The sequence below is a fragment of the Acinetobacter sp. AOR01_HL genome (assembly GCF_027855455.1).
Lineage (GTDB): Bacteria > Pseudomonadota > Gammaproteobacteria > Pseudomonadales > Moraxellaceae > Acinetobacter > Acinetobacter baumannii.
The window spans coordinates 24,339-43,507 of sequence record NZ_JAKTIM010000011.1; the positions used below are offsets into that span (position 1 = coordinate 24,339).

General features: G+C 36.0%; 16 protein-coding genes and 3 pseudogenes. 13 read left to right on the forward strand and 6 right to left on the reverse strand.

Annotated elements, in window-relative coordinates:
• Positions 1-447: 447 nt before the first annotated feature.
• The 4 genes from MKL62_RS01815 to MKL62_RS01835 all read left to right on the forward strand — a co-directional run bounded on the left by MKL62_RS01815 (position 448) and on the right by MKL62_RS01835 (position 5,653).
• On the forward strand, positions 448-1,797 hold the full coding sequence (locus MKL62_RS01815) for an EAL domain-containing protein (RefSeq protein WP_079270566.1): 1,350 nt from the start codon (positions 448-450) through the stop codon (positions 1,795-1,797).
• Between the two features lie 130 nt (positions 1,798-1,927).
• Entirely contained in the window at positions 1,928-2,860 is a 933-nt protein-coding gene (locus MKL62_RS01820; RefSeq protein WP_005129023.1) for an LpxL/LpxP family acyltransferase, read from the forward strand.
• 663 nt (positions 2,861-3,523) lie between these two features.
• Positions 3,524-4,084, forward strand: a complete 561-nt coding sequence (locus MKL62_RS01830) for a TetR/AcrR family transcriptional regulator (RefSeq protein WP_202962346.1) — start codon at positions 3,524-3,526, stop codon at positions 4,082-4,084.
• Between the two features lie 264 nt (positions 4,085-4,348).
• Complete coding sequence (locus MKL62_RS01835) at positions 4,349-5,653, forward strand: MFS transporter (RefSeq protein WP_000659374.1); 1,305 nt, start codon at positions 4,349-4,351, stop codon at positions 5,651-5,653.
• A gap of 94 nt (positions 5,654-5,747) precedes the next feature.
• Here MKL62_RS01835 and MKL62_RS01840 read toward each other — a convergent pair whose 3' ends face one another.
• The 3 genes from MKL62_RS01840 to MKL62_RS01850 all read right to left on the reverse strand — a co-directional run bounded on the left by MKL62_RS01840 (position 5,748) and on the right by MKL62_RS01850 (position 8,460).
• The gene (locus MKL62_RS01840) at positions 5,748-6,185 is read right to left on the reverse strand and encodes a DUF2147 domain-containing protein (RefSeq protein ID WP_000760333.1); all 438 of its coding nucleotides are present in this window, start codon (positions 6,183-6,185) and stop codon (positions 5,748-5,750) included.
• Positions 6,186-6,523: 338 nt separating this feature from the next.
• Positions 6,524-7,552, reverse strand: coding sequence for a MerR family transcriptional regulator (locus tag MKL62_RS01845; protein ID WP_000925263.1), 1,029 nt, complete (start codon positions 7,550-7,552; stop codon positions 6,524-6,526).
• A gap of 209 nt (positions 7,553-7,761) precedes the next feature.
• The gene (locus MKL62_RS01850) at positions 7,762-8,460 is read right to left on the reverse strand and encodes a DUF1826 domain-containing protein (RefSeq protein WP_005129021.1); all 699 of its coding nucleotides are present in this window, start codon (positions 8,458-8,460) and stop codon (positions 7,762-7,764) included.
• A gap of 250 nt (positions 8,461-8,710) precedes the next feature.
• On the opposite strand from MKL62_RS01850, the gene MKL62_RS01855 reads away from it, so the two are divergent.
• The 3 genes from MKL62_RS01855 (at position 8,711) to MKL62_RS01865 (ending at position 10,724) form a co-directional block, all read left to right on the forward strand.
• Positions 8,711-9,661: a 3-hydroxyacyl-CoA dehydrogenase NAD-binding domain-containing protein gene (locus tag MKL62_RS01855; protein WP_002047149.1), complete on the forward strand. Its 951-nt coding sequence runs from the start codon at positions 8,711-8,713 to the stop codon at positions 9,659-9,661.
• A gap of 157 nt (positions 9,662-9,818) precedes the next feature.
• Positions 9,819-10,013, forward strand: coding sequence for a hypothetical protein (locus MKL62_RS01860; RefSeq protein ID WP_001984101.1), 195 nt, complete (start codon positions 9,819-9,821; stop codon positions 10,011-10,013).
• 252 nt (positions 10,014-10,265) lie between these two features.
• A complete protein-coding gene (locus MKL62_RS01865) occupies positions 10,266-10,724 on the forward strand; it encodes a hypothetical protein (RefSeq protein WP_001127331.1) in 459 nt (152 codons plus the stop codon).
• Positions 10,725-10,816: 92 nt separating this feature from the next.
• Here MKL62_RS01865 and MKL62_RS01870 read toward each other — a convergent pair.
• The 3 genes and pseudogenes from MKL62_RS01870 to MKL62_RS01880 form a co-directional block, all read right to left on the reverse strand.
• Positions 10,817-11,242, reverse strand: a pseudogene (locus tag MKL62_RS01870) (GNAT family N-acetyltransferase); the annotation flags it as partial.
• A gap of 131 nt (positions 11,243-11,373) precedes the next feature.
• Positions 11,374-12,051, reverse strand: a complete 678-nt coding sequence (locus MKL62_RS01875) for an HAD family hydrolase (protein WP_005129015.1) — start codon at positions 12,049-12,051, stop codon at positions 11,374-11,376.
• A 163-nt stretch (positions 12,052-12,214) separates the two neighbouring features.
• Positions 12,215-13,462, reverse strand: coding sequence for a serine hydrolase (locus tag MKL62_RS01880; protein WP_005129011.1), 1,248 nt, complete (start codon positions 13,460-13,462; stop codon positions 12,215-12,217).
• 622 nt (positions 13,463-14,084) lie between these two features.
• Between MKL62_RS01880 and MKL62_RS01885 the strand changes: the two are divergent.
• The 6 genes and pseudogenes from MKL62_RS01885 to MKL62_RS01905 form a co-directional block, all read left to right on the forward strand.
• Positions 14,085-16,109 (forward strand): annotated as a pseudogene (locus MKL62_RS01885) (type VI secretion system Vgr family protein); the annotation flags it as partial.
• 74 nt (positions 16,110-16,183) lie between these two features.
• Positions 16,184-16,625: pseudogene (locus tag MKL62_RS19630) on the forward strand (DUF2345 domain-containing protein); the annotation flags it as partial.
• Positions 16,601-17,062, forward strand: a complete 462-nt coding sequence (locus MKL62_RS01890) for a hypothetical protein (protein WP_005129003.1) — start codon at positions 16,601-16,603, stop codon at positions 17,060-17,062. The pseudogene MKL62_RS19630 and the gene MKL62_RS01890, both read left to right, overlap by 25 nt.
• On the forward strand, positions 17,062-18,018 hold the full coding sequence (locus MKL62_RS01895; protein WP_005129002.1) for a hypothetical protein: 957 nt from the start codon (positions 17,062-17,064) through the stop codon (positions 18,016-18,018). Before MKL62_RS01890 ends, MKL62_RS01895 begins: the two co-directional genes overlap by 1 nt.
• Positions 17,955-18,329, forward strand: a complete 375-nt coding sequence (locus tag MKL62_RS01900) for a hypothetical protein (protein WP_025470068.1) — start codon at positions 17,955-17,957, stop codon at positions 18,327-18,329. The genes MKL62_RS01895 and MKL62_RS01900 overlap by 64 nt, the downstream gene beginning before the upstream one ends.
• Positions 18,301-19,119 (forward strand): PoNe immunity protein domain-containing protein, encoded by an 819-nt coding sequence (locus tag MKL62_RS01905; RefSeq protein ID WP_005129001.1) that lies wholly within the window; start codon positions 18,301-18,303, stop codon positions 19,117-19,119. Before MKL62_RS01900 ends, MKL62_RS01905 begins: the two co-directional genes overlap by 29 nt.
• The last annotated feature ends 50 nt before the right edge of the window (positions 19,120-19,169 follow it).

Consider the following 19,169-nt stretch of genomic DNA (forward strand, 5'->3'; position numbering starts at 1 on the left):
AAAAATATGAGATGGGTATCTCATGGGTTCTTTAGCTTTTAGCTCCAACCTAAGAATAACAAAGCTCACAACTTGGTCATTAGCAGCATAATTAAGCACACATGTGCATTATTTTAAATGGTCCTATTGATGAATCTAAATAATAAAAATATTTAACGCAAAAATTGTAATTCACTAATTTTTCTGCACTTAAAGGCTGTACCTGAGAGTCATAGGCATGTATCGTTAAGTCATGATACTTTAAAATTATAGAGTGTTTAAAAAGCAGTATCGTTCAAGTGACCTAATCGGGCTATACCATTAAGATGGTTGAAACTTGATCTCAAAATAATAAGTACAAATCACAATGGGAGAAACGATTACGTTTTATTGGTAAATATTGAAATGGAGTATCAATGACCAAGCTGGCTGGGGTCCTTTAAAGAAATATTTACGGTTGGTTTATTTATGATAACTTCGTCTTACTTTAAAAAACACAAGAAAAATTACCGCTCCCTAAAGGACCAGCAGCTTACAATTGCAGCCAAAGCAAATATCTTTATTTGTATTATTTTTTGCTTGTTTTGGACTATATATTTTGCATTTGCCCAAATGTGGGTGATTGTTTATATGGATATATGTTTCACACTAATTTCCATATTTAGCTTTTTTCTTATTTATATAAACCGTATTTCGGCAGGGATACTTTTATCACAAGCGGTTCTACTGGTTTTTCCAGTTGTCTTTTGCTTATTTTTCGATGTCGCTACGCCTGATCGCCCTCGAGTGGCCCATTTGTTTTTACCTGCCGGAGCGATATTGGGGTATTTGAATTACCGTAGAGAGCCAAGCTTCTTACAAATTGTTTTAATTTTACTGTCGATTAGCTGCTTTATATTTTTTAGTGGCAGCTCTTTTACTCTCGATAGTGCCATACCTTTATCAGAAGATATTCGTGATCATGGTGGGTGGATAGCCACTTGTGTCGCTACTCTTATGATTTGTATTTCAATTTATACCATGCAATTAGAAATACAAATAGAAAGCAGTATGGAGCACAATCTACGTTTGGCACTCACTAAGCAACAATTTGAGCTTTTTTATCAGCCCCAAGTTAATTCGTCAGAAAAGCTGATTGGTGCGGAAGCCTTGTTAAGATGGCATCATCCGGTTTTAGGGTATATTCCAACAAAAGAGTTTATTCCGGCAGCAGCAACTTTTGGGTTAATGCCAGAGATCGGAGAGTGGGTATTGGCCGAAGCCTGCCAAGTTTTACAGGACTGGAGTAAAAAAGAAGAGACCAAAGATCTTACGCTTTCAATCAATATTAGTGCTGATCATTTTATGCAATCTAACTTTGAGCACACTGTGATTAGTCTGGTTCAGCGGTATGACTTCAATCCATCTCGGCTTATATTAGAAATTACTGAAAATATTGCTTTAAATAATTGTGCGAGCATGATTGAAAAAATGCACTTCTTGTCTAAGCATGGTATTCAGCTTTCACTTGATGACTTTGGTACAGGGTATTCATCGTTAAGCTATTTACAAAAAATGCCCATTAAACAAATTAAAATTGATCGCAGCTTTGTACAGGCAGCTTTAGATGATAAACGCAGCAATAAATTAGTGACGGGTATAATTAAAATTGGCCTAGATTTAAACCTTCGCGTGTTGGTAGAAGGAATAGAAACGGCTGAACAGTTTAGTGCTTTTAAAAGTAATGGTTGTACCGAGTTTCAGGGCTATTTATGGGGCTGTCCAATGTCTTTAAATGACTTTATCAAGCAATTGCCCATCAAGACCGATAAAGAATAAATCGGAGCACTCACCAGTACTGTTTAGCAGTTGTTTGCTAGATTGAGCCTAATATTAAGACACACTTTACAAACGTATGTAGAGTGCGAGTGTGTTAGGATGAATTTCTATACCTCTAGATATTTACAATATGACGAAACCTGAAGCGCAGTATCAATCAGGGCAATTTCAATTTTCCTTTCTATCATTAAAATATTGGGGTATCTGGTTCACAGCTTTTATTCTAATGTTTCTTGCGTACTTGCCTTGGGCAATCCAGTGGCGCTTAGCAAAACTATTTTCAAAAATTGCTTGGACACTATTGGCTTCTAGAAGGAAAACGACTTTAAGAAATTTAGGTGCATGTTTTCCTGAAAAAACACCTGAGCAAATTGAAGCCAAGGCTAAGTCGGTTTTTACCGATACGATGATTGGTATATTTGAAGCCTTAAATGCTTGGTATTGTCCTGCATGGTTTAAAAAAAGAGTTCATATAGAAGGCTTGGAACATCTAAATGACAATCGGGATCGCGGTATTCTGCTTTTAGGCACGCATAGCACATTACTCGATGCCGGAGGTGCTGCATGTACGCTATTTTTTGATATGGATGTGGTGTATAGACCTCAAAATAATCCTTTTATGGATTTCCTCATTCATCGTAGTCGCGCTAGGGTTTATAAAAATCAGATTGCAAAAGACAACATGCGTAGCTTAATTGAAAAACTCAAAAATGGTCATGCAATCTGGTATAGCCCTGATCAGGACTTTGGTTTAAAGCAAGGTGTCATGGCTTCATTCTTTGGAATACAAGCAGCCACAGTCACGGCACATCGAAGACTCATGGATATTTCAAACGCTGTTGCAATACCATTATATTTTTACAGAAGCGGGGATATTCGAGATCCTCAATACAATGTACTGGTAGAACCTAAACTTGATAATTTTCCTAGCGAATGCGAAGTGAATGATGCTGAACGCGTCAATAAAATTATTGAAAACCAGATTCGGATCGCCCCAACACAATACATGTGGTTTCATAGAAGGTTTAAAACTCGTCCTGCTGGTGAAGCGAAGTTTTACTGATTTTGTTATGCCTTTTTATATAGTCAACTGAGAGATTTAAAGGCCTTTAAACCGAGACTTTATAAATCCTAAATTAACAATAAATTTTAATTATTTATCCTTAGTTTTTAATGATCTAATTTAAAACAAATGTCATTTTGTGTGCTTGACTGTAATAGGGCAGAGCACTATCCTTTGCCTGCTGGCCACATTGCCAGTCGGTTTTGACAGGCCGCTTTTCATCTAGAACACCAAGAAAGTAATTTTTTGGTGGCGAACTCGTTCGTCCCCCTTCGTAGCGGTAGGACGGAGGTGGGACGCCTTGTGCGTGCCGGTTTCTAGATGACTGGTCTGTCAACCCGCCTTCGTTCTGCCACCATCATTTGACAGTGATTTGGTAGAACTTCTATTGCATCTAGGAGTCCGCCATGCGCGCTAATACATCTCATTTATTGGCTTTTGCCAAATTCTCTTTATTTATACCGCCGGAACAGTCTTTAAAACGGCTCTAGGTTTTCTACACCTTAAGAATCGTCACGACTAAAAAATCATATCAACAACAAAACTTGAGATAGGCGAGCACACCACTTGTGCGGCTTTTGCATGCCTGTATTTAGCACTCATTTTAAGAGTGACGGCATTTCTATCTCTTTACATACAACAAGAATTTATAACGGTAAAACTATGCCAAATTTAGAAACCTCTTCTAAAAAATTACATATTATTCGTACCGCTATTCGTTTGTTTACCACACATGGATTCCATACAACAGGCGTAGACCTGATTGTTAAAGAATCAGAAATACCGAAAGCCACCTTGTATAACTATTTTCACTCAAAAGAACGGCTTATTGAAATGTGTATAGCTTTCCAAAAAAGTCTACTTAAAGAAGACGTGCTTGCGATTATCTATTCAAGCCGTTATTGCACGCCAACCGATAAGCTCAAGGAAATAGTAGTTTTACATGTTAACTCTAACAGTCTGTATCACTTGCTACTTAAAGCTTTGTTTGAAATTAAAGTGGCTTACCAGCAGGCTTACCGTATGGCAATTGAGTATAGAAAATGGCTGACTCGTGAAATTTTTGAACTGATTTTTAGCTTAGAAACACGTGCGTTAAAACCCGATGCCAACATGGTTTTAAACTTAATAGATGGCTTGATGTTCGGGTTTTTGAGTACAAAGAGTTTGGATGAAAGGGATGTGGTGGTGGAGTATTTTTTTAAGCCAACTTGTTTGAGGTAAATGAGTTATTTAAATAAAAGAATGTATGGTTTGCTTGATTTTTATTAGATGAGCAGACCATATACACCCTGCAATGATGTGAGCTCATTACTCAGGTTAGATCAAATAATTAGATATAACATACTGTTTATATTATAAAAATTAATATTTTTGACTTTGTGGCGATAATATTGCTATTTTATTTTTACGCTAATCGTAAATAGATTACGTATATCATAATTAAAATGGAATTAATTTAAAGCGAGTCATGGAGAAAGGAATACCATGAAAGAAATTGTATTAAGTGATTTGATCAATCAGCAGAAAGTTGGACCTTATCAAAAATTTATTTTGGTTACCTGCTTATTACTAATGATTATGGATGGGTATGACATTCAGTCCATGGCTTACGCAGCCCCACTGATTATAGAAGAATGGGGTGTTCAAAAATCCATGTTGGGAGTGGTGTTTAGTGCAAGCTTGTTTGGTTTGTTTGTTGGATCATTTTTATTAAGTTCACTTTCTGATCGTTTTGGTCGCCGTCCGATACTACTGATCTCGACCTTTATATTCTCCATATTGATGCTGTTGACACCACATGTAGGCAATATTGAGCAATTGACCGTAATCCGCTTTGTTACAGGAATTTTTTTAGGCGGTATCATGCCAAATGTGATGGCTTATAGCTCCGAAATTGTTCCATATAAATCTCGTATTTTTACCATGATGGTCATTTCTTGTGGCTATACGGTAGGAGCGATGTTGGGGGGCGGAATATCAGCCTTACTAGTTCCTTGGGGAGGATGGCAGGCGATTTTTTATTTTGGCGGTATTATACCTTTAATTATTTTCTTTATCACATTCTTTAAGTTGCCAGAATCTTTATATTTTTTGAGTGAAAATAGCAAAAATAGCTCCAAAATTTTGTTTTGGTTAAAGAAGTTTTATCCAGCATTAACATTCAATTCAGAGATAAAAATCATCAATAATACTGAGGTTCAGGTTAAAAAGTCACCGCTTGAGTTATTTAAAAATCAGCGTGCGTTTTTTACCTATTCCATCTGGATCATCAGTATTTTAAATATGATCAGTTTATATTTTCTGGCAAATTGGCTTCCGACTTTGGCCAAAGAATCAGGGCTTTCATTAAATCAGGCATTGTTGATCGGCTCCACTCTACAATTAGGCGGTACGATTGGTAGTGTGGTGATGGGCCTTAAAATTGATAAGACAGGATTTTATAAAGTATTAATTCCTGTTTTTCTGGTTGCAGTGATTAGTGTTGCTTTAATTGGCTATTCTGTTAGTCATATCGTTTTATTGTTTATTATCATTTTTATTGCTGGCTTTGCCATTGTTGGTGGGCAACCTGCCATTAATGCTTTGTCGGCCAGTTATTACCCAGTTTCACTTCGTACTACAGGGGTGGGCTGGAGTATTGGAATTGCTCGTTTGGGTTCTGTCATTGGGCCGTTATTTGGCGGTTATCTCTCTCAATTTCTGGTCATTACCCATTTATTTGTGATTGCTGCCATACCTTCGCTATTCGTCATTATCATGCTGATGATTCAGGCCAAGTATCGGTCATAATACGGTCTAAATATAGAATTCACATAGTGCACATATAGACCGTAATTATGATCGGTGAGTAGCTTCAGAGAGTTGGTCACAAGCTACTCATGGATTATTTAACTCGATACCATGTTTGGTTTCGGCCAATTGCAGAAATACCTATGTAGCCGCGAGCGGTAAGTTTTTCCCCATCTGGTGATACGGTTACGCTAAAGCGATAAGTCTTGTCTGACTGAGGATCGAGAATAGATCCTTTGTCATATTTATTTTGACCTACGTTTTTTAAATTTTTGACAATGGTTAAACCAATTAAAGATTTATTTTTATAAGTCCCTTCACACATCGTACATTTACTGGCTTCGCTTGAAACAAGGATTTTTTCAATATTTGCGGATAGAACTCCATTTTTGTCTTGGCTAAATCTTACCAGCGCTCTCGGTTGATTGGTGGCATCATCAATAGTTTTCCAAACACTGCCATGTAACTTGTCCGAAGCAAATGAATGAATTGAGTAAAAACTCAGTAAAAGTAAGAATAAATATTTTTTCATATCAAATGTTTCTCTAATTAAATATGGATGGCTTTAACTGCCAAAATGATTCATTTTAAATTTAACTTCACAATCTTCTTAGTATTGATCTATAAGCTAAACAATATGTAAAGTTATAATCTATTTGTCTGAATATTATTTTGAATACATTACTTATGCAATTGCGAGAATGGACAGAATTATAAAAAGAATTTCGAAGTCATTTATTTAGTATTGAATCACAGTCTGCAATATTAAATTTTATGACTAAACATCCTGAAACTGTTTCTTTACTCTAATCATATTTACGGGTAAATGGCTCTTCCTGAAAAAAGAGCCATTTAAATTGATAGATCGAACTAAGCACTATGCTTGAATGCTGCTACTGCTTTTTCTAGAAAGTGTAGGGTAACCGGTTTGAGCCAAGTACCGTCAGCAAGGCTTGGTTCATTTTGCATTGCTGAACGGATCTTTTCTTGAGTGCTTGGATTTTCGCCAGTATAACCTTGTAGCATAGAGAGCCATTGCTGTGCCAAACGCTTTGCTCCTTCACTATTCGGTTTAACCTCAGCGTCAATCAATTTCTCAATATCGACTAATAGTTGAGGCCATTTTTTCATTTCGCGAACATAATTTTCCTTTAAAAAAGCAAACTCATTATCAGATAAATAACGAGCAAAAATACTCAGCTTACTCTCTGAAAAGGCCTTAAGTAAAAACTCAACAACTTCTGGCATTACTCCTAATTTTTCCTGAAATTCAGGTTCTGCAGAATTGATGTTATTTAATTTAACAAGCCATTCTGGATTGGTGCGCGTATTCTGCTCAAGTGTTTTCATCCACTTATGGGCGAGCTTTTGAGCGGTTTCACTGCTAGATGATTCTCCAGCATTAAATACCGTATTTACAGCTTGAGTTAACTCTTGCCATTCTTGGTGGGTTTTAGTACCTGATTGTAAAAATGTAAGCTTTTCAAGTTCTTCTTGCGTAAAGTATTTCTCGTACATTGCTATAAGCTCCAGCATATTTAGCCAATCCTCCAAATCAAGTTCTTCACCATTGATGAGCTGAGATTTCAATTGTCCAAGCTGATTTCGCAATTTCTTCTGCTCTGCCAGTCTTTGATCAATTGCTTGAATCTGCCGATCAATAATCGGTAAAAGTGCTAGATTGGGATCTTCAAGAACCGTATAGATTTCGGCTAGCGACATACCCAGCCCTCGTAATGCTTGAATTTGATGCAAACGAGTGATGTCTTTAGGGGTATATAGTCGATAACCAGCATCGGAACGGGCCGAAGGCTGAAGTAAACCGATATCGTCATAGTGATGAAGAGCACGGACAGTAAGTCCTGTTTGCTTAGCCAATTCACCAACTTTTAACAGCATCTTTTTAGCTCCTTCTTCCTTAGGCGTGTTTTATGCTAGGGGCTTACGTTACGTGAGGGTCAACTACTTTAAATCATAATTTTTTATTATTTTATTTTTGGTAAATGTTCAGGTTTATCTTTTTATTGTGGTTTAACCACCAGAAATTATTCACGATTCTAAAAGTAATTTTTGGTTTTTGTCTGGTTTTATATAAGATTTTGAAATACCTAACAAATCAATAGCAACCGATATTCACCGTCATTTTCAACAGGTGCCCGATGCACACACGGTAAAACCTTTTGAGTGGGATGATCTACTGCTAAACGCCATAAGTGTCCAATACCTAAATTTATAGGTTGGGCATTCGGTTTAGGCTGATAATGTAAATCAAAAAAATACTCTGCTAAAAAGCTTTCAAATTCGGCTTCTGGGCCGTCATGTAAAGCTTTGAGCTTTTCTCTAATTTCAGGAATTAAAACTTTTTGTTCAACCTGATCATTCGGCACAATGTCGCTAGCCGCGCCGTGATAAGTACATAAGAATGTGTCGGTTTCAATAGGGGAACGATCAACATGAAATGAATAGACATCTGTTGAAATAAAATCGAGCTCTTCATCACGTTCATAATGCTTAAGTAAATTAAGTACAGGTGATGCACCCATATCAGTTAAGAGCTGCATGTCTTTTAAAATAATATCTCGAGCCAAACCACCTTGTTCTGAAAGCTCAAGTGCTAACAGGTCTTCAGTAGAAATTTCGGTAATATTTTCTTTTAACTCAAGTTTAGCCACAATTTCTTTAAAGTCGCCTACCAAATTTCTGTACCAACAAATAGCATTCTTATTTCCCTGAAAATGTGTATTCACAAGTTCAGCAAAAGTAGATACCACTTCAACTTGCTTGTGGTCAGAAAATGTATTCGTCATATTAAAGCTAAATGGCTCAAAATCTTGCCAATTATACCCCCTCAGTGCTTATAGGGCTGCAAGCGGTAGCCACAATTTGCTTAAAAAATGAAGGTAATGCAAGAAAAGTACAATAATGGTATGAAGTTTTGGTTATGCGTGCTTATTATAAATTGGCTTTGAATAACTGAGAAAAGGTAAGAAGTCGACTATTTTTATAGTCATGCAAGGAATAAGAAAAGTTTTGAAGTAATAAGGTCACGAGGAAGATATGGAAGGAATTAAAACAATCGGTGTGGTTGGTGTCGGTGTCATTGGTGCAAGCTGGACAGCATTATTTTTATATAAAGGCTTTAAGGTAAAGGTATATGACCCTTATCCAATAGACGAAGAATTATTTAAAAAGAGAATACAGGCAAATCTTAGTGATTTGCTCGCTTTAGATCAGCAAACAGATTCAAGTCATCATTTACAAGATATTTTCCTAAATTTAGAGCTTTACAACAACTTAAAAGATGCGGTGATTGATGCCGATTTTATTCAAGAAAATGCACCGGAGAGGTTAGATTTAAAGCAAAATTTATATCAAGAAATCACTTCATATTGCCCTGAAAAAACATTAATTGCTTCAAGTTCTTCAGGCTTAAAAGTTTCTGACTTTCAAAAAGATGCAACTCATCCCGAGCGTATTTTTTTAGGTCATCCATTTAACCCGCCTCATCTATTACCTTTGGTTGAAATTGTGGGTGGAAAATTAACAGATCCGCAAATTTTAAAGAAAGCTTCCGAGTTTTATCAAAGTTTGGGTAAGCATCCGATTGTTTTAAATAAAGAAGTTAAAGGGCATGTAGCAAATCGTTTACAAGCTGCTTTGTGGCGAGAGGCATTTTCACTGGTTAAAGAAGGGGTGTGTTCGGCAGAAGATGTTGATATCGCAATCACCAGTGGGCCTGGGCTGAGATGGGCTTTATTTGGCCCCTATATAAATATGGAACTTGCCAATCAGAAGGGGTTTAAAGAGGCAATTCACCATTTAGGACCACCTATGACCGAATGGTGGAATGATATGCAAAATTTTCAGCACTCTGAAGAAACTACTGAGTTGCTAGAAGAACAAACTAAAGAGCTTTTAACACATTATAAAGATATCGATTTATCTCAAAAAAGGGATAAAGGACTAGTCGATATTTTAAAATTGAGACAACAATTAGAGTTGGATTAAACCAGTTTTTATGAAAGGCCAAACAGTGCTTTATTGAGGTGTTTGGCTTTTTTATTTTTGAGTATTTCGGTACTATTCCTATTCTTCTTTCCGCACAAAATCTATAAAAAGCTTGCACTCATCGTAAGCTTTTAGACTGATTAATTTACTAGGGCATATGAAACGTTACTGGAAACAAACCGAATCAATAGCTTCACGTTGGACGACCGAACAAGACTGTTTTTTAATAGAAAATAATTCACTTTCTATAGATGAGCTAAAAGAGCATTTACCATTTTCTGAAGATGAAATAAGAGTTCGTAGATCAGTTTTAGGACTCGTAAGACGAGATCAGCAAATGAGACCCTATTAATTTTACCAAATGGTAAATTTTAATTGAAAATAAATATTTCAAAAGATAATAATATTTTTAAAAAAATTGCGGATGAGTTATCAAAACCATAATTTTTTTAGGTGATTGTTTAATAGTCTTTACATAAAGCTTTAACTACTTACGTTTGAGTATAATATTGTTTCACTCCTTTACATTTGTTTAATCATAATCAGAACCATAAAACATTTTAAGATCAAAACTTTATAACAATTGAGATTGAGGAGGGTAAAAATGCCAAAGTATTTAGCCGTGGCTGAAAAGGTTTATAAGAATATTAAAAAAGACGACTTATTCACCAATGACCTTACACAAAATCTGAATTGTTTAATCAGTCAGATACGTAAGGCCATTAAAGGGACTGAGTTTAAACTTAAGTTCAATTATATTGATTTTGACGAGCAGCTCACGAAGCCTCTTAGTGAATGTAAAGTCAAAGTTGATCTAAGTGTAATGCCGAAGTTTGAAAACGAAGGAGAGTATTTGCTCTGGTTAGCAAGTTTTATCGAGCGAATTACCGATGGCGGAAAACCTAAATTTCCACCAATTTCACAATTAATTCCGCACGGATTTAAAATTTCTAAAGAATCATTTCCTGTGACTGTTGCTCCTCCTAAAGAAGAGCATGCAGATATGATTATTAAATATTTTAAATCGGAAGATTTTATGAAAACCAATAAAACTCCTTCGTAAAGAATATAGAAGTATTCGTCCACCATACTTCTATATATTGCTGGTTTAAATTCAGCCACCGCCTTCTGGGGCGGTTTTTTTATAGATATTCTTTTATTTATTTCTAAAAGCAAAACCGGTTTGTCGTAATTACTGTTACACCACTCATTTTTTTTTAGCACAGCTTCTGGAACCTGAGCCATGTCTTTCACAGCAGCAAAACCCATAGAGCCATAAAAGCCCTCTAACTCGGCAAAGGGTAAACAGTAAAGCATAGAAAAATCTGAATTTTTAATTAAGAAATCAACTACCTTACGGGCGATTCCTAATCCTTCATTGCCCGGAAAAACATAAATTCCGCCAAGCTCGCCACTGTTAGCATCAATACCCACAACTCTACCTTGACCAACAATTTTCTCATCAATAGAAGCTAGTATAATAAGTTCATCATTATGTGATGGAACAAAATCAATTTCGGCATAGCGTTCGTTTATAGCTTTGAGATCGGCAGTGTTCGCGAATCTTAATGAAATTTCCATCATTTTTTCCTGCAAGTATTATCTATAATATTCAAGACTTCGTTTTTTCAAAAATATTTATAAGATATAAAACAAGATAAATAATTTAGCTAATTATTTAAATTAGCCTTTTTCATATAGTACGTATTAGATTAAAAATGAGGCGGATTAATTAACCTTCTAACCGTTTCTTCGAGTTCATCGTAATGATGAATACTTGCATCTGAAAGAGAAGGATGAAGGGTAAGAGTTGGATGAAAATATATTGTTTTCATACCAATTTTTTTGGCACCTTCTATATCTGCTTTGGGATTGTCTCCAATAAAAATACAATCTGATGGCTTACAATCTAGTTGATTGCAAGTGTATAAATAGATTTCAGGATCTGGTTTTCTTAAACCTATAGCTTCAGAAATCACGATAATCGAAAAATAGTCCGTTAATTCTAAAGCATAAAAATTTTTCTCCTGAAAAGGTGTTTTTCCATTGGATACTAAGCCTAATGTGTATCCTTGAGCATGAAGATTTTGAATAGTTTTTGGAGCATTTTCAAATGCTGTAGAGAATTTATTAAAATCATTAATGTAAGATTGCAGCAATTCAGACGTATTATATTTTTTGATATTAAAATCTTTAATTAATTGACTGTAAACAATATCTTTCCAAACGCTTCCGTTATTGTCTAGCTCTATGAATCGGTTAATAAAAGATTTTTTTAGCTCATGGGGTACTAAGTTTAAGTAGCTTACTTGCCAGTTAAGAAATTTTAAAAGTGATTCATTTCGGTTAAGAATAGTTTGATCTAGGTCAAACAAGAGAACTTTTTTCATTTTTAGCATCTTTTATAAATAGATTAATATTTATAGCGAATTTCTATCTATTGTTCAGTTTAATTAAAATACTTTTACGATTATTCTTTGAATAACTCTAAATCAAAATAGCCCATCATAAGGAGGTGCTAAAAAACCTTCTAATCATGATGGGCTTTTACTCTTAATGATTCATAGAATCAACAGCTTGAAGTATGCCTGTAAATAATATGGCTAGTTTTGACTCAGGCTGTGGCTCATTTCCATTTGCGGTAAATACAGCACAAACTTTATGGCCTTTTTGAGTTTTTCCAATCACGGAAAAGTTAATCACGCCGTATTCAGAACCACCTTTGAAACCAATCTTTTGCCAATTTAAATTTTTAAAAAGTGGATTTAAAGAACTGTTCAGAGCAGGAGCATCTTGAACACTTTCAAGAAGAGGACAAATCTCATTGGCTGACATATACCATTCAGCATCTTGCCAAGTAGCCAATTTTCCAATGCTACTCACACTTGGTAGCGGCAGTTTGTCTAGTTCAGCGAGTGCTTTTAGACGAGCCGACTTTGTTCCTGTTTTAAACTTATTTCTGAACTTTTCATTACTTGGGTCAATCAGTTGAAATAGCTCTCGTGTCGTCAGCAGAGGAGAATTTCTAGGTGACAACGCTTCTATATGAGGTTTCTTTAATACCTCTATCAAGCTATCGGTTGCTGTATTATCGCTAATTTGTATCATTAACTGCGCAAGAAGTTCGAGATTTACAGGCGTACCAGCAGGCAAGTTTTGTAAAACTCCAGTTGGCAATGAGCGATTCTTTTCTTTTAAAGAAACAATAGTTTCTCTTTTTAATTCGCCTTTTTTTATTGCATCTTCATAAGCTTTTAAAACCAGTAATTTAAAAGTCGAACCGACAGCCATAGGGGTTTTATCGTTTTCTACAACCACAGGCTTGTTATCTACAATAACTAAAAGAGAGGTTTTACCGATTGCATTTTCATGTAGACCTTTAACCATTTCGTCTAGGCTTATTGTCTTAAAATGAGGCGCACTAAACCAAAGAGTACTAATTTGTCCTTGCTCATTTAAGCTAATTGAAACGGGTAATTCTCCTTTTTCGAAATCCATAGTTCCAGAGCCATTTGAAACATTAATACTTTTAAGAGCGCCTAAAGAGACTTTTAAATCATCAACAATTTTTTGAATTTGTGTGATGGGAACTTGTCCTAAAAATTGAGGGCTAAATAAAGAAGCTTCTATGGGTTTATCTGCAAAAATTAATGAAAGTGTAGTCGATAAATTATCCATTTTTTGTTCTGTCGCTGCATGAGTAGTAGCAATAACAATAGGGGAAACATTCAAAGCCATAACACCTACAGCAAAAAATAAAGCTCTAGTTGCGTACATTTTCTTGGTGAGAAAGTTCTTCATTAAATGTCCTCTTATATTCAGATTCATCTACAGTTTTTATGAAATAGTTTTAAAGTACTTATTATTTACATACTAATTTAACAGGACTCAACTATCTATTATCTAAAGCTATTTACGAGACTAAAAATACCTATTCACACGCCTATCAAACCCTAATTAACTATAAAAACATGGCTGTCAATAAAGTTTACAGACAACTTAGAACACTCAATATTGATGACTCTTTTCCCTAAGATTAAATTAATTAGTCTTTTGAAATATATAAATATTTTAAACTAAACATTCAATAAAAGAATTTTTCTACCTAGATTTATAGATATAAGAAATTTTTTAATTAATTTTGAAAAAAGAATATAAAAAACAAAAGATTGACAAGTATTGTTTTTTGTTACCTCTATCTTGTTAAGTAATAGATTCTTTATCTTATTTTAAAAAAAATATAAGCTAAAAATTAAGCTTAATATATAAAATTAAACATTATTTTCATTATATTTAAGTTTCGAAAATATTGTTTATGCACTGATAAGAAGTGTCTCTTACACTTAAAATTCACTGCTAATGAAATAGACAGATTTGTATGTATTTTATAAAATACTGCAAAATATAATTTAGTCATATAAAGATGTTGAACAGTATTCATCAAGTTTTAGATAGTTTGGGTATTAGCCCGCAGAAACGTGCTATTCATGTTCAATTTACGTCTCCGATATTGAATGACCAAGTATTTCTGCAAAGAATTGATGGTGTACATGCACTCAATGATGGTTTAAAAGCAGAACTTTTATGCCTATCGACAAATGCAACGATTCAACTTAAATCTTTTATTGGTGTTCAGGCTGCTGTAGATATTGTGACGGAGCGAGGTGAATTAACTCGCGTTACAGGCATTATTACTCATGCTCAACAGGGCCAATCAGATGGAAGTCTAACTTTATATAAGCTGATCTTAGAAGATCCAACTGCATTATGGAAATATCGCCGTAATTCACATGTATTTATGAATAAAAGCGTGGTTGAGATATGGGAAATACTATTTAAAGAATGGCAAACTAAAAATCCGCTATTTGCTGCAAGTTTAAGTTTAGATTTAAGCGGTCTAACACAAACTTATGATGTGCGTCCTTTTGTGATGCAACATAACGAAAGTGACTGGAATTTCCTTACACGCTTACTTCGTAGTGAAAATATCAGTTGGCTCATTGATGAAGCTCAGCATATTGTTCCAAGTACAGATACATCTATTCAAGCTCAGAAACTCAGGTTAATTGATGCCAATAGTCAATATCAGCCTTTAGACCGTAAAACGATTCGTTACCACCGTAGTAGTGCGGTGGAACAATACGACAGCATGACTCGCTTAACTGCCGAGCGTTCTCTTCAACCTAACGTTATGCATATACAACGTTGGCAAGCAGAAATATTAGAACAAGAAGAAGGGATTGGAAGTGTTCAAAGTAAGCATCAGCATAGTGAACATTATGACAATGCTACACTTGGCTTGGAGCAAGCTTGGAACTATTCGCCTGCATGGATTGGTGACTTAAAGGGTGAGGATGGGGTTACTAAATCTGGAAATCAACAAGTTGAACGATTAAACCAGAACCTCCGCAATTACTACGAGGCACAGGCTAAGCGGTTTATTGCACAAACAACAGTTCACGTGCCTATGTGGGCTACTATTTCGAATTAAATGAACATCCAGAAATAGATCAGCATGAAAGCACAGATAGAAGTTTTTTGATTATCTCTAAAAGTTTTTTCAATCAGAACAACTTACCTAAAGATCTGAATGATCAAATCAATGGTTTATTGGCGCAAAGTAACTGGGCAATACAAAACCCCGAGAACAGTGATGAACGCCAAGCGAATCAACTGATTTTACAACGTCGTCATATTCCAACAACACCAGCTTATAACCCGCAAATTCATAGTCCAGTCACTCATCCACAACGCGCAAAAGTGGTGGGTCCTGAAGGTGAAGAAATCTATGTAGATGAGTGGGGGCGTATTAAAGTCCGCTTCCTATTTACGCGTAGTAATGACCATAGCCATAATGGTGGAGCAGGAACCAAAAACAATGACACCGATTCAGCTTGGATTGACGTTCTAACGCCGTGGGCTGGAGAAGGTTATGGTGCGCGGTTTTTACCGCGTATCGGTGAGATTGTCGTTATTGACTTCTTTAATGGCGATATCGACCGACCATTTGTAATGGGCCGAATTCATGAGGCCCAGCGCCATCCAACCAAATTTGATAACTAAGGTAAGCTTCCTGATACTAAAAAGCTGAGTGATATCCGTTCTAAAGAAGTCTCAGGTGGTGGGTTTGGGCAACTTAGATTTGATGATACCCCGGGACAAATTAGTACCCAGCTACAAAGCAGTCATGGTGCAAGTCAGTTGAATCTCGGGAAATTGAGCCATCCTAAAGATAAAGCGGAAAGTGAAGACCGCGGAGAAGGATTTGAACTGCGTACGGACCAATGGGGAGCTTTACGCGCGGGGCAAGGCTTATTGGTATCTACCCATAAACAGGATAATGCCAAAGGAGACCACCTTGATGCAAATGAGGCCAAGCAACAAATCGAAGGTGGTCTCAACAATGCCAAGGCACTCAGTGAAGTTGCTAAAAATCAGCAAACTGACCCGTTAGATATGCTTGAGAATATTCAGACTTTTTTAGAAGTTCTCAAACAAGAAGATCCTAAAAAGGCTGCTGAGTTTCAATCAGCAGTGTTGCTGCTGGCATCTCCAAAAAGTATTGCTGTAAGTAGTAATGAAGATATACACCTCAGTACAAATGGTCAGCTCACTCAAAGTGCTGGAGATAGCATCAATCTGTCTACTCAAAAGAACTTGATTGCACATGCCTAAAATAAGATTAGCCTTTTTGCAGCGCAACAAGGGGCGAGACTGTATGCAGGCAAAGGTAAAGTCGAAATACAGGCGCAAGGCGATGAAGCTGATTTAATTGCCCGTAAAGCTGTTCAGATTATTTCAACTGAAGACAAAATTGAAATTAGTGCTTCTAAAGAAATCGTTATCACGGCGGGTGGATCTCAAATCAAGATTAATGGCTCGGGAATTTTTCCTGTCACTGGTGGCAAGTTTGAGGTGAAGGCTGGGCAGCATTTGTTTATGGGGGGAGGAAGTGCTTCTGCTACTTTGCCTGCTTTGCCAGCAATAGGAAAAAATACGGGTTCAATAGAGCTTAATTATGTTTATGAAGATTTATCTCCTGTAAAACAAGCAACATATGAACTTTTATTTGAAGATGGGACCAGTAAAAAAGGTATGTTGGATGCAAATGGTTACGCTAAAATTGACAATATCGAGTTAGGTAAGAAAGCCAAAGTTTTATATGGTGAAGATATTAGAGTTAAACCTGAGCATTTTATAGATCTTTTGAAAAATCCTATTGCTGAGCAAAAAATACGTACTGAAGAAGATGTGTTATCTGCGAGGGCAACATTTTCTGATACATACAATGCTTATCTAAAAGATAATTTTTTTGATGATGAAATTGAAGAAATGCATACGCAAGATTTAACAGATGACGAAGCTGAATCCGAGCGTAGTTATCAAGAAGGTGATATTTAATGGCGACTTTACCTTCTGTACCAGCAAAAGCAACTAAACAACCTGTAACACAAAGAGTAACACCTCAGCAGTTAAAAAAAGCAGATGATGATGTGGGGAAGTGGTTTTTAGGCTTACTAGATGGGAGCGGTACGGGGCCTAGTCAAATTATTGTTACAGCAATTTTAGGATGCGTTCCTGTCGTAGGACAATTATTTGATTTACGTGATTTAATTAAGGGGATTATCTTAGTAGCTACAAATCCGGCTAATATAATGGGATGGGTAGATTTAGTCATAACTTTAATTGGATGTATTTCTGGATTTGGAGATGCATTCAAAGCAGGGTTTAAGCTTGCAAGAAGTGGTGCAAATGCAGAGCGTGTATTTGATGCTATGCGTAAATATACCAAGATAGATCCTAAAAAAGCATTAAAAGAAATGGATTGGAATCAACTTAAAAACAAATGCCTTTCTTTACTCAATAAAATGATCGATGAATTTGTAGATGTTCTAGATTCTTGGTTGGCAAAACAAGTAATGGGTAGACCCAAAGTAAACGAAGTAATTCGTATGCTTCAGCAAGTAAAAAAAGATGCTCCAAAATATATGAATTCTGCATTTGCAGAAATTCAAAAAACAGTTAATCAAATGTTGAATATGCATCCACCATTACCGAGTACAGCAGCAGCTAAGACGACACGTCAAGTTCCGCCTAGACAGACGACAGTTGCAGGGAGAGGAAAAAACTCATCTCAACAACCTTCAAGTCATCAAAGAGGTGGAGCACAGCAGCAAGTAAAAGACAAAGCTCCGACTGTTCAGAGTTCTGCTGCTAATAAAACAAAACGTAGTCAAGAAATTAGACAATCGAAAAAAAGCGTTGGTCTACGGGGGTGCCTGCTGAGCATATTGTGGATTACTATTCAAAAGAAAGACGAAAAGCTTTACGTAAAATTAATGATAATGGACGTTTAATAGAAGAACATGATCGTTTAAAGCGTAATGCAGCAGGTGACCGAATACGTAAACAAGATATTAACCAAACTGGTATAGATCATTTGTGGTTTGGAAGCCATAAAGGTCGTAAATATTTAGTTGGTGAAACAAAGGGAAGCATTTTTGGTCATTTTGCTTTTTTAGCGGGAATGACAGATTCTGATGCTAAAGCTATTGAAGGTAATCGGAGCGAGATTGGTAAAATTTTTGATGGAAAGACTGAGTACAATGAACAGTCAGGGTTAGGTAAAAGATCAACTAGTGCGGAGACCTCAAAAGTGTTTTTTTAGTTATTCTGCTTGTCTAACAGTAGAAGAACTTGCTGACTTTTTTCCAAAGGTAGTGGAATATTGGCAGCTTTATGCAAAGCATCATATCAATTTTCATCAAAGTTCAGAATGTGATGGACATTTAGTACCGCACTTAGAATTAATTACAAGTGAATATTGGGAAGCTTTACAGTTAGTTTGTTTCTCTATTTTATTTGCTCAACCTGAGCATTTAAAAACAATTATGGAAATTCTGGCTTATGAAAATGATGAGCAAGATGCATTACTGGATAAGCTAGTGTCTCCATGGTTACCAGATCGGGAAATCTCGGAAGTCTATTTAAGACAACTTCCATATAGAAAGCTTGAAAAAGTATTTACGGCGGATGAAGCTCACCGTCCAGCTCTGATGTCAGCTTACATGGATGAATGGTATGGTGCAAGTAAAAGAGAACCTTATCATGATCGTCATAAAAGTAGTCAGTTTCCGGGTTACTGGTCATTAGAGGCAGCAGCAATTACAGTTATTTTACGAATAGATGACAGTAGTTATCGAGATAAACCATACTATCCAAAAGACTTAGTTGATTATGCTCGAAGCCAGTATATGGTTCTAGATGAACATGGAAATATAGAGGGAGAAGCTAACCGTTTACGTTGTGAAGCAGGTCAATCTTGTCCACAGTCTGGAGAATGGTATAGCCCAGCGAATGACATGCAAAAACGTTATTTTAATCAGGGCGAAATTATGCCAGAAATTAAAGATAACTCTTGGGGTGAAACGATTTGGTATTTAGATCTAGAAAATTAATAATATTTTATTTTTTTGATTTTTTAATATATGGCCTATCTAACTGATGG